The following is a 10,492-nucleotide window of genomic DNA, read 5'->3' as shown; positions in this document are numbered from 1 at the left end:
CGTCCGGCACGGCGCCCGGCCAGCCGCGACCGCCGGCGCCACCGCGCACCCAGGCGGCGGCCGCCGCCCACGACCTGCTGTTCTGCGCGGCCGCCCCCGCCCTCGCCGCGTCCGGCCTCGACGGCCAGCTGCGCGGCCAGGGGCTGCAGGGCTTCTACCGGTCCGGCATCCGCACCCTGGCACGAATGGAGCTCCGCCTCGGCGGCATCGAGCCGATGCCGCTCCAGGGTGCGCTCACCTCCGCCGCCGAGGCGCGCTTCGTCGGCAGCGTCCGCATCCCCGGCGACCCCGATCCGGACCCGGCGCTCACCGTCGAACGGCTGCGCCACGCCGACGGGACGGAGACGGTCACCGTCCGCAACGCCGGCGGGCGGCCCGCCCGCCTCCCGCTGGAGATCACCTTCGGCACGGACCTCGGCCTGCTCGGCGACATCGCGGCGGGCCAGCGCAACGCCGACCTGCCGAGCAAGGTGCAGTCGGCCGGTCTGCGCTGGGCCGGCCACGGTCGCAGCGCCACCGTCTCGGCGCGACCCACGCCGCACGCCGTCCTGGCGGGCGCGGGCGTACTCCGCTGGGACCTGGAGGTGCAGCCGGGCGCCCGCTGGTCGGTCGACCTGCAGGCCGAGCTGGAGAGTGTCCCGCCCGGGGGCCGCCCGCCCACCGGACGCGGCCAGGGCGTCCCACTGCCCTGGTCCGAACCCGAGGTGCGGTGCGACGACGCCCGGGCGCAGCGCCTCGTCCCCGCCTCGCTCGACGCGCTGGGCGCCCTGCTGCTCGCCGACGCCGACCGTCCGACCGACCTCTACGCCGCCTCCGGTGCGCCCTGGCGGTTCGGCCTGACCGCCTCCGACGCCCTGTGGGCCGCCCGCTGGACGCTGCCCTTCGGCACCCGGCTGGCGGCGGGGACCCTCCGAGCGCTGGCGCGCCGTCAGCACATTGGCCGTCAGAGCGGATCCGCTGCCGCACCGTCATCGGGCGGCCCTGCCGCTACGAGCCCGGGGGAGGGGCTGATCCCCGGCCCGATGCGGCACGGCGGCCCCGAGCTCCCGCCGACCTGCACCGCGACCGAGGCCACCCTGCTGTTCGTCACCGTGCTGGCGGAGGCCTGGCGATGGGGCCTGCCACGGCACGAGGTGATAGAGCTGCTGCCGGCGATGGAGCGCGCCCTGGCAGCGCTCCGCGCCTCCGTCGCCGAGGCGCCGGACGGGCCCGAGGGCTTCGTCGTCGACCTCGGCCGAGCCCTGGAGGAGAGGTCGAGCCGTACTGCGGTGGCCCGCTGCGAGGTGCAGGCGCAGGCGTACCGCGCGGCACTGCACGGCGCGGAGCTGCTCGCGGCCTTCGCCCGGCCCGGCGCGGCCGAATGGTTGAGCTGGGCCGCGGCGCTCCGGGAGCGTTTCCGGGAGCGGTTCTGGATCGACGACCTGGGTGGCGGGCGTCCCGCGGCGGCGCTGCTCGGCGGCGGGCGGACGGTCCCCGCGGTCGCCTCCTCCTTCGTCCACCTGCTCGACGTTGGTCTCTCCCGAGAGGGCGACCTGCACGAGGGCCTGCTCGACCGGGAGCAGACCAGGCTGCTCGCCCAGCGCCTGACGGCCCCGGAACTCGACTGCGGCTGGGGGCTGCGGACCCTCAGCGCCAAATCGCCGAGGTTCAACCCGCTCGGCCACCGCAGCGGTGCCGTGCGGGTGCACGAGACGGCGCTCGCCGTGGCGGGTCTCGCCGACGCGGGTTTCGAGCGCGAGGCGGGTCTGCTGCTGGAGGGCCTGCTGGGCGCGGCCGAGCACTTCGAGGGCCGCCTGCCGGAGATGTACGCGGGGGAGCAGCGGGTGACGGGGTGTCCGCCGGTGCCCCATCCGGCGGCCTGCCGGCCGGCCGCGTTGTCCGCGGCGGCCGGTATCCATCTCGTCCTGTCGATGGCGGGCATCCGGCCGGACGCCCCCGGCGGACGGGTGGTGGTCCGCCCGGCCTCCAGCACACCGCTCGGCGAACTGCAGCTCACCGGCCTGCGGGTGGCGGGCGAGCCGTTCTCCGCCCGGGTCAGCCGGATCGGCGTGGCCGTCGTCGAGGAGGCCTCGCCCCAACTCCAGCTGGGCGCCGGCTGAACCGCACCGCCGTCGCCGTCGCCTTCACCGCGGAGCCACTGTAGGACCGGGCCCGTGACGGGACGGCCCGTCCCGGCCCGTCCCGTCCCGGCCCGGCCCGGCACCGAGGCGATCGATCGGTCGGTCGGGGTCAGCCGTGCACGGGCGGCGGACTGCGACCGATCCGTACCGGAGTTGCCCGGCCCACGCAGGCACTCTGTGTTTATCGTCAGAGAGACGACTATCATCATCGCCATGTCGCGCTATGACCCGTCGGCCTTCCCTCCGTTCGCCGTCACCGTGGACCTGGTGGTGCTGACGGTCCGGGACCACGAACTGTGCGCGCTGCTGGTCAGACGGGGCGAGCCGCCCTTCCAGGGGTACTGGGCGCTGCCCGGCGGGTTCGTCCGCCCGGACGAGGGCCTCGCCGAGGCGGCCTCCCGTGAACTCGCGGAGGAGACCGGACTGCGCGCGTCCGCACCCGGCCAGTCCGCCGCGGGCGTGCACCTGGAGCAGCTCGCGACCTACGGCCACCCCCAGCGCGACCCGCGGATGCGCGTGGTCAGCGTCGCCCACCTGGTGCTGGCACCCGACCTGCCCACCCCGCGTCCCGGCGGCGACGCCAGCAGCGCCCGCTGGGCTCCCGTCCACGAACTGCTCGACGACGGCCCTGCGGACGGCGTTCCGCTCGCCTTCGACCACGGCCGGATCCTCGGCGACGGTGTCGAGCGCGCCCGCTCGAAGATCGAGTACTCCTCGCTGGCCACCGCCTTCTGCCCCCCGGAGTTCACGGTGGGGGAGCTTCGCCGCGTCTACGAGGCGGTGTGGGGCGTCGTGCTGGACCCGCGGAACTTCCATCGCAAGGTGACCGGCACCCCCGGCTTCCTGCTGCCGTCTGGCGGTACGACGACCCGGCAGGGCGGGCGTCCCGCGCAGCTGTTCACCGCCGGCGGCGCGACGGTCCTCAACCCGCCGATGCTCCGCCCCGAGGCCTGACCACCGGTCCCGGGCGGGCATCCGGTCCGCGCACCGCACAGGTTGCACGTGCCGGCGCACACACCACCGCCCGCACCGTCGTGCGCACACGGGACGGCCCGGGAGCGTGCTCGCACCCGTTCAGCACCCGCCAGAACCGTTCCGCCCCGGTTCGCCCCGCTTCGACCTGCTTCGCTCCCCTTCGACCTGCTCCGCCCCGCGCCGACCTACTCCGACCTACACAGGGTCGGAACTCGTAAAGCCGCGACCGCACTGACGATCGGTCAACACGCCATTCCCGTCACCTGATCGAGTGAGGTCGGTGGGCGCGCTCCCCCCTGGCTTCCGCAATGCCCGGAATCCTCCCTGCTGGGGCCTAGGGTGCTGGGCGCGGGCAGGCGGAGCGCCGCGCTCCCCCAGGGCCGGCGCACCCGGTCGGCCGAGGCGTGGGAGCAGGCAGCGATGATCCAGATCACCGGACTGACCAAGGTCCATCGGCGGGGCGGCCCGCCGGCGCTGCTCGACCTGACCTTCGACACCCGTCCCGGCACGGTCACCGCCCTGCTCGGCGACGAGGGCGCGGGCAAGACCACCGCGATCAGGCTCATGGTGGAGCTCGAACGCGGCCGCGGAGCAGCCCTGTTCGACGGCCGTACCTACCGCAGGCTGCCCCGTCCCGAGACCCGGGTCGGCCTGGTGCCGGAGACCGCGCCGTCCTGCCCCGGCCACCCCGGCCGGAGGGCCGCGGACCACCTACGGATGCTCGCCGCCGCGATCGGCGTGCCCGCACGCCGCGCCGACGACCTGCTGGAGCAGACCAGGCTCGCGGGCGTCGCCGCCCACCGGCTGCGTTCCTTCTCGCCGGGCATGAACCGCCGGCTCGCCCTGGCCACGGCCCTGCTCGGCGATCCGCAGGCCCTGCTGCTGGACGACCCGACGGCCGGCCTCTCGCCGCGCAGCACCGAGTGGCTGCACTCCTTCCTGCGCTCCTTCGCCGCGGCAGGCGGCACGGTGCTGATGACCACCTGCTCCCCGCTGGAGGCCGGGACGGTGTCCGACCGGGTGATCACCCTGGTGCGGGGGCGCCAGGCGGCGGACCAGAGCGCTGCGGACTTCCGCGGGACCCGGCTCTGCCCCGAGGTGGTGGTACGAGGGCCGCAGATGGCCCGGCTCGCCGACCTGCTGCTCGCTCAGGGCGCGCGCGTCCGGTCGGACGGCCGCTCCGGCATCGCCGTCGGCGGCCTCGCCCGCGCCGAGGTCGGCGAACTCGCGCACCGTCACGGCATCCTGCTCCACGAACTCACCGACCGTGCGATCGGCCGCCCGATGCCCCACACCGCGCTGCCCATCGGCTCCGGCCGCTCCGGCGAGGTCGTCCGTCTGCACCGCACCCCGCCTCCGCCGTCCCCGGCGCCATCCCTGTCAGCGCAGTCGTCGCTGTCATCCCCATCACCGTTGCCGCCGTTGTCACCGCTGTTCCCGGACCCGCCGGACGACGTCGGGACCGCCCGGCACCGTCCCGGGGCCCTGCCCACCGTCGGCGCCCCCGCCGCAGGCCCGCGCCCACGGCCGGTGCCCGCATCGGCCGAGTGCCCGCCACCCCCACCCCCACCCCTGCCGCTACCCCTGCCCTCGCCCACTCGGCCATACCTCCGAACGGACCGCCCGTCGGCACGAACAGCTGCACGAACGGCTGCACCCGCAGCGGCAACCACCACAGGACCCGCAGCGGCAACCTCCACAGGACCCGCAGCGGCACCCACACAGCCACCCACGCCCGCCGACGAGGACCCGCCGACCCGCCCCCTACCGCCGGTCCGGCCGGAGCAGGTCCTTCCCACGGCGGCGACCCCAACCGCGTACCCGCACCCCCACCCCCACCCCCACCTCCACCTGAACCCGAACCCGAACCCGGACGGGCTCTCCCGTCCGGAGTCCTACGCAGACCACCACCGGAGCGAGGCCCCGTGAACGCGCAGCCGTTCCACGCGCTGTCGTACGAGGTCCGGCGACTGCGCGGTCTGCGGTCGACCTGGCTGATCGCGGCCGCCGTACTGGTCGCCGGCGCTGCGGCGGCCGCCGTGGCGGTCCGCCAGCAGCTGCCGGGCCCGCTGTCGGCGGAGGCCGGGCTGCGGACGGTCGCCGCCGTCGTTCCGCTGTCGCCGCTGCCGGTCGCCGCACTGGGGGCGTGCCTCCTCGGTGCACTCTCCTACGCGCACGAGGTCGGACACCCGGGTCTGCCGGCCTCCCGGGTCGCCCTCTCCCGCCGGGCGGCACTGCTCCTCGCCAAGCTGCTGGTGATCGGCGGAGCCGCCCTGCTGCTGACCGCCGCCACCGTGCTGGTGAACGCCGCGGTGGTGTGGCTCGCCCTGCCCGCCGGCGTGGACGCCGGCGCGCTCCTCCCGGGTGCGACCCCGGGCCCGACCGCACACCCGGAAGCCGCCGCCCCGGCCTGGGGGGCCGTCCTGGAGGCCGCCCCGACGGTGGCCGGCCGGCCGCTCGGGATCTTCGCCGCGGTCGTGGTGCTGGCCGGGTGGGCCGGGCTGGTCGCCACCTCCCTGGTCCGGCAGGCCCGGGCGGGCCTGGTCCTGCTGGGCACGGTCGTCGTGCCCGGGGAGCTGTTCGCGGGCCTGCTGCTGCGCCGGTCCCCGGTCGGCGGCACCGCCTCGCCCGGGGGCCTGCCTGCCGTTCGCGACCTGCCCGTCGTCCATGACCTGCAGACATTGCTGCCGCTGCACAGCGGACTGGCACGGCTGCGCGTCCGCGACGGGCGCGCGGTGGCCGACGTCCTGCAGCTGCCGCTGCCCCTGCTGTTCGCACTGCTGCTGGTGCCGCCCGCACTCGGTCTGGCGGCCGCGGTCGCGCTCCAGCTCCGGCGTCGTGAGCTGTGAGGACGGACCCGGTGCGGGCCGCCGGTCCGCCCCGCGGGGCAGGACCGGAAGTGGTGTCCGACTGATCGAAAGAGGACGGACTGCCTGATAAGAAGTCAATGATCCAGCCGCAGACGATCACCCTTTCGTGTGCTTTTCACGAGAATCCTCAAGCCGGGTGGGGCGATCGCCGACAAAGGACGTGTGAGTACCCTTGCGCACCCCGCCATGACCACCGCCCGTCCGGCCGACACCATCGCCGCCGCCGAGATCGACCGCTTCCCCTACGCCGAACGGCCCGTCCCGCCCGCCCCCCGCTGGGAGGGCGCCGAGTCCGAGCTCGCCCGGGTCGGCCGCAAGACCACCAGCAGCCGCGGCCGCGGCCTGCACGGCCAGCTCGTCCAGCAGCTCGGCCAGATGATCGTCTCCGGTGACCTCGGCGCCGACCGTCCTCTCGTCCCCGAGGAGATCGGCCAGCGGTTCGAGGTCTCGCGCACCGTCGTCCGCGAATCGCTGCGCGTGCTGGAGGCCAAGGGCCTGGTCAGCGCCCGGCCGAACGTCGGCACCCGGGTTCGTCCGGTCACCGACTGGAACCTCCTCGACCCCGACATCATCGAGTGGCGCGCCTTCGGCCCGCAGCGCGACGAGCAGCGCCGCGAGCTGTTCGAGCTGCGCTGGGCGATCGAGCCGCTGGCCGCCCGCCTGGCCGCCGGCCACGGCCGCGAGGACGTCCAGCACCGCCTGGTCGAGCTGACCGAGATCATGGCCCACGCCGCCACCCAGGGCGACGGCGTCGGCTACGGCCGGGCCGACGCGGAGCTGCACGGCCTGGTCCTGCAGATGGCCGGGAACCGCATGCTGGAGCACCTCTCCGGCATCGTCTCCTGTGCCCTGCAGGTCTCGGGCGGCCCCGGTTCGACCTGCGAGCGCCCCTCGGACGCCGCGATCGGCCTGCACGTCCGGTTGGTCGACGCACTCGGTACGGGCGACGGCACCGCCGCCGAGACGGCCGTGCGGGCGCTGCTCACCGTCCATCCCGACATCGAGCACGCCGTCCCGGCGCCGCGCGAGCACTGAGCGGCGCGCCCGGCGCGCCCGTGGTCCCGCCCGGCCGCACCCCCGAAGCACGTGAGCGGGATCGCGGCCGTACCTCGCTCCACCGTCGCCGCACGGCCCTTCCGCCGCCCGAGCCCCGTCCCCCGGGGCGGCCGGAGGGCCGTGTCGCCCGGCGCCGGAGGGGGTCGGCAGCGGTTCCGCCGGTGGTGTGACCCGCGCCACGAACAGGATGCGTAACACTTGAGGGGTGGCAGCGATGTGTACGGAGCGGAAGCAGCTCCGGAATACCACCACCATGTCAGAATGCTGTGTTGGTCTGCGGCGCTGCTGCCGTCCCGCAAACCCAGTCCTCGTCCTCAAGTCCGAGTCGGTCGGAGTCGACCCCGCACGTGATCGTGCGTGATCGTCTCCCGTCCTCTCGTACGGTCGGGTACGGGTTCGAGTCCACTCATCGTCCGAGAGGTTGTTCGTGTCGGCCAGCACATCCCGTTCGCTCCCCCCCGAGATCGCCGAGTCCGCAGCACTGCTCGCGCTCATCGAGCGGGGCAAGGCCCAGGGGCAGATCGCCGGTGACGACGTGCGTCAGGCGTTCGAGGCGGACCAGATCCCGGTCACCAAGTGGAAGAACGTCATGCGCAGCCTCAACCAGGTGCTGATTGAGGAAGGAGTGGACCTCATGGTCAGTGCGGCCGAACCGGCCGGCTCCAAGCGCAAGAGCGTCGCGGCCAAGAGCACCACGAAGCGCACCGCGACCAAGACGGTCACCACTCGGACCCCGGCCGCCCCGGCCAAGCCGCCAGTGCGCATCGCACCGGCCGCCACGCCGGCCGCCCCCGTGGCCGCCCCGGCCGTGGTGGCCGCGGTCGCCGCCGAGGTCTCCGTGGTCGAGTCCGCGTCCGTCGAGGCGAAGCCCGCCGCGAAGAAGGTCGCCGCCCCGGCGAAGAAGGCCGCGGCGAAGAAGACCGCCGCGCCCGCCAAGAAGACCGCCGCCAAGAAGACCGCCTCCACCAAGACCGGCAAGGCCGGCGAGGAGGAGCTGCTCGGCGAGGAGGAGCTCATCGAGGAGGTGGCGCTGCCCGGCGACAAGGCCGAGGGCGAGCCCGAGGAGGAGTCGGAGGGCTTCGTCCTCTCCGACGACGACGAGGACGACGCCCCGGCCCAGCAGGTCGCCGTCGCCGGTGCCACCGCCGACCCGGTCAAGGACTACCTCAAGCAGATCGGCAAGGTCCCGCTGCTCAACGCCGAGCAGGAGGTCGAGCTCGCCAAGCGCATCGAGGCCGGCCTGTTCGCCGAGGACAAGCTGAGCCAGGCCGACAAGCTCGCGCCGAAGCTCAAGCGCGAGCTGGAGATCATCGCCGAGGACGGCCGCCGGGCCAAGAACCACCTGCTGGAGGCCAACCTCCGCCTCGTGGTCTCGCTGGCCAAGCGCTACACCGGTCGCGGCATGCTCTTCCTGGACCTCATCCAGGAGGGCAACCTCGGTCTGATCCGTGCGGTCGAGAAGTTCGACTACACCAAGGGCTACAAGTTCTCGACCTACGCCACCTGGTGGATCCGCCAGGCGATCACCCGCGCCATGGCCGACCAGGCCCGCACCATCCGCATCCCGGTGCACATGGTCGAGGTCATCAACAAGCTGGCCCGCGTCCAGCGCCAGATGCTCCAGGACCTGGGCCGCGAGCCCACCCCGGAGGAGCTGGCCAAGGAACTCGACATGACCCCCGAGAAGGTCATCGAGGTCCAGAAGTACGGCCGTGAGCCGATCTCGCTGCACACCCCGCTCGGCGAGGACGGCGACAGCGAGTTCGGTGACCTGATCGAGGACTCCGAGGCGGTCGTCCCGGCCGACGCGGTCTCCTTCACCCTGCTCCAGGAGCAGCTGCACTCCGTGCTCGACACCCTGTCCGAGCGCGAGGCGGGCGTCGTCTCGATGCGGTTCGGCCTGACGGACGGTCAGCCGAAGACGCTGGACGAGATCGGCAAGGTCTACGGCGTCACCCGCGAGCGCATCCGCCAGATCGAGTCGAAGACCATGTCGAAGCTGCGGCACCCGTCGCGTTCGCAGGTCCTGCGCGACTACCTGGACTGATCCCCCGGGGCCGTACGGCCCGGCCGCAGCCCGCCCGAAGGGGCCCGGAGCACCACGCTCCGGGCCCCTTCCGCATACCCGGACGCTCTCCACCCGCCGCCCCGCGCAGGCCGCACCCCCGGCCGCACCTGCCGGCCCGTCCCGGCTGCACCCCCGGCCGCACCTGCCGGCCCGTCCCGGCTGCACCCCCGGCCGCGCCTGCCGGCCCATCCCGGCTGCACCCCCGGCCGCACCTGCCGGCCCATCCCGGCTGCACCCCCGGCCGCACCGAGGCCGTCCCTCGTACGGGTGGCTGCAGGCACGGTGACGACACGTTGGGTGACGGCTCGACTACGCTGTGCCGGTTGTCCGTCGTCGAGCCAGCTTGGAGATCCGGTGCCCTCCCTGGACGTCCCCGCCATCCGGCCCCGCCCCCGTGACCTCGCCAGCGACCCCGGACGGGCGGCCGCGGCCCGTGTCGGCGGCCGCCGCACCCGCCGCGCGGTGGCCGTGGCGCTGCTGGCCTCCCTGCCAGCCTCGCTGGCGGTGCTCGGCGCGGCCGGCCCCGCCGAGGCGCAGCGCAGGATCGTCGGTGGCGCAGCCTCCTCCACCGCCGACCACCCGTGGATGGTCGCCGTCGCCAGCCGGCAGCAGTTCGGCAGCGGCCGGTCCGGGCAGTTCTGCGGCGGCGTCCTCGTCTCGGCCACCAAGGTGGTCACCGCCGCGCACTGCTTCTACGACGAGCGCACGGGCCACCGTGAGGACCGGCCGGGGTTGCAGGCCGTGATCGGCCGTGACGACCTGCGCACCCGGGACGGCCGGGAGGTCACCGTGCGGAGCGTGTGGATCGACCCCGGGTACGACTTCACCCACAACCTGCGGGACGTGGCGGTACTCACCCTCGCCGAGCCGCAGGCCGGCCGGCCGGTGATCGGCATGGTCGGCCAGGGCGAGACCGAGCCCTACGCCGCGGGCACCGAGGCGCGGGTCTACGGCTGGGGCGACACTCGCGGGAACGGCAGCTACTCGCCGACGCTGCGGTCGGTCGCCGTGCCGGTCGTCTCCGACGACGTGTGTTCGCGCGCCTACCCGGCGGGCGGGGACAGCCCGTACGACGCCCGGGTCATGGTGTGCGCCGGTACCGAGCAGGGCGGTCGGGACGCGTGCCAGGGCGACAGCGGCGGGCCGTTGGTGGTGGCGGGCCGGCTGGCCGGGCTGGTGTCCTGGGGAACGGGCTGCGCCGAGGCGACGCACCCGGGGGTCTACACCCGGCTCGCCGCGGTGGCGGACGATGTGCGCTCCGCACTCTGACGGTCACCGTCCGACGTGGTGTCAGTCCGCCCGCGGGCGGTGGCAGTCCGTGCGCGGAATCTGCCGTTCCGTAGGCGCGCCCTCACGGAAGGCGACGCCGGGCACGCAAAAGGGCCGGGCGGCAGGTCGTTCGA

The 10,492-nt window shown here is 74.6% G+C and carries 7 protein-coding genes; all 7 read left to right on the top strand.

Annotated elements, in window-relative coordinates:
• On the top strand, window positions 1-2,099 hold a 2,099-nt coding region (locus KSNIM_RS13055), incomplete at its 5' end, for a glycogen debranching N-terminal domain-containing protein (protein WP_411543702.1).
• Window positions 2,100-2,333: 234 nt separating this feature from the next.
• Entirely contained in the window at window positions 2,334-3,074 is a 741-nt protein-coding gene (locus KSNIM_RS13050) for an NUDIX hydrolase (protein WP_263103402.1), read from the top strand.
• 441 nt (window positions 3,075-3,515) lie between these two features.
• A complete protein-coding gene (locus tag KSNIM_RS13045; protein ID WP_263103401.1) occupies window positions 3,516-5,024 on the top strand; it encodes an ABC transporter ATP-binding protein in 1,509 nt (502 codons plus the stop codon).
• The gene (locus tag KSNIM_RS13040; protein WP_263103400.1) at window positions 5,021-5,944 is read left to right on the top strand and encodes a hypothetical protein; all 924 of its coding nucleotides are present in this window, start codon (window positions 5,021-5,023) and stop codon (window positions 5,942-5,944) included. The genes KSNIM_RS13045 and KSNIM_RS13040 overlap by 4 nt, the downstream gene beginning before the upstream one ends.
• A 129-nt stretch (window positions 5,945-6,073) precedes the next feature.
• Window positions 6,074-7,000, top strand: coding sequence for a FadR/GntR family transcriptional regulator (locus KSNIM_RS13035; RefSeq protein WP_317634013.1), 927 nt, complete (start codon window positions 6,074-6,076; stop codon window positions 6,998-7,000).
• A 442-nt stretch (window positions 7,001-7,442) separates the two neighbouring features.
• Window positions 7,443-9,068 (top strand): RNA polymerase sigma factor, encoded by a 1,626-nt coding sequence (locus tag KSNIM_RS13030; protein ID WP_263103398.1) that lies wholly within the window; start codon window positions 7,443-7,445, stop codon window positions 9,066-9,068.
• A gap of 375 nt (window positions 9,069-9,443) precedes the next feature.
• Window positions 9,444-10,358 carry a S1 family peptidase gene (locus KSNIM_RS13025; protein ID WP_263103397.1) on the top strand — a complete coding sequence of 305 codons (915 nt, stop codon included), beginning with the start codon at window positions 9,444-9,446 and terminating at the stop codon, window positions 10,356-10,358.
• Window positions 10,359-10,492: the final 134 nt, after the last annotated feature.

This window comes from Kitasatospora sp. DSM 101779, assembly GCF_025655475.1.
In the GTDB taxonomy this organism is placed as follows: Bacteria; Actinomycetota; Actinomycetes; order Streptomycetales; family Streptomycetaceae; genus Kitasatospora.
This window is presented reverse-complemented; position numbering and strand designations above follow the sequence as displayed.

What these genes read in the sequence shown, in the direction of transcription:
- KSNIM_RS13050 (WP_263103402.1), top strand. Translation starts at nt 2,334, where the DNA reads ATGTCGCGCTATGACCCGTCGGCCTTCCCTCCGTTCGCCGTCACCGTG.
- KSNIM_RS13045 (WP_263103401.1), top strand. Translation starts at nt 3,516, where the DNA reads ATGATCCAGATCACCGGACTGACCAAGGTCCATCGGCGGGGCGGCCCG.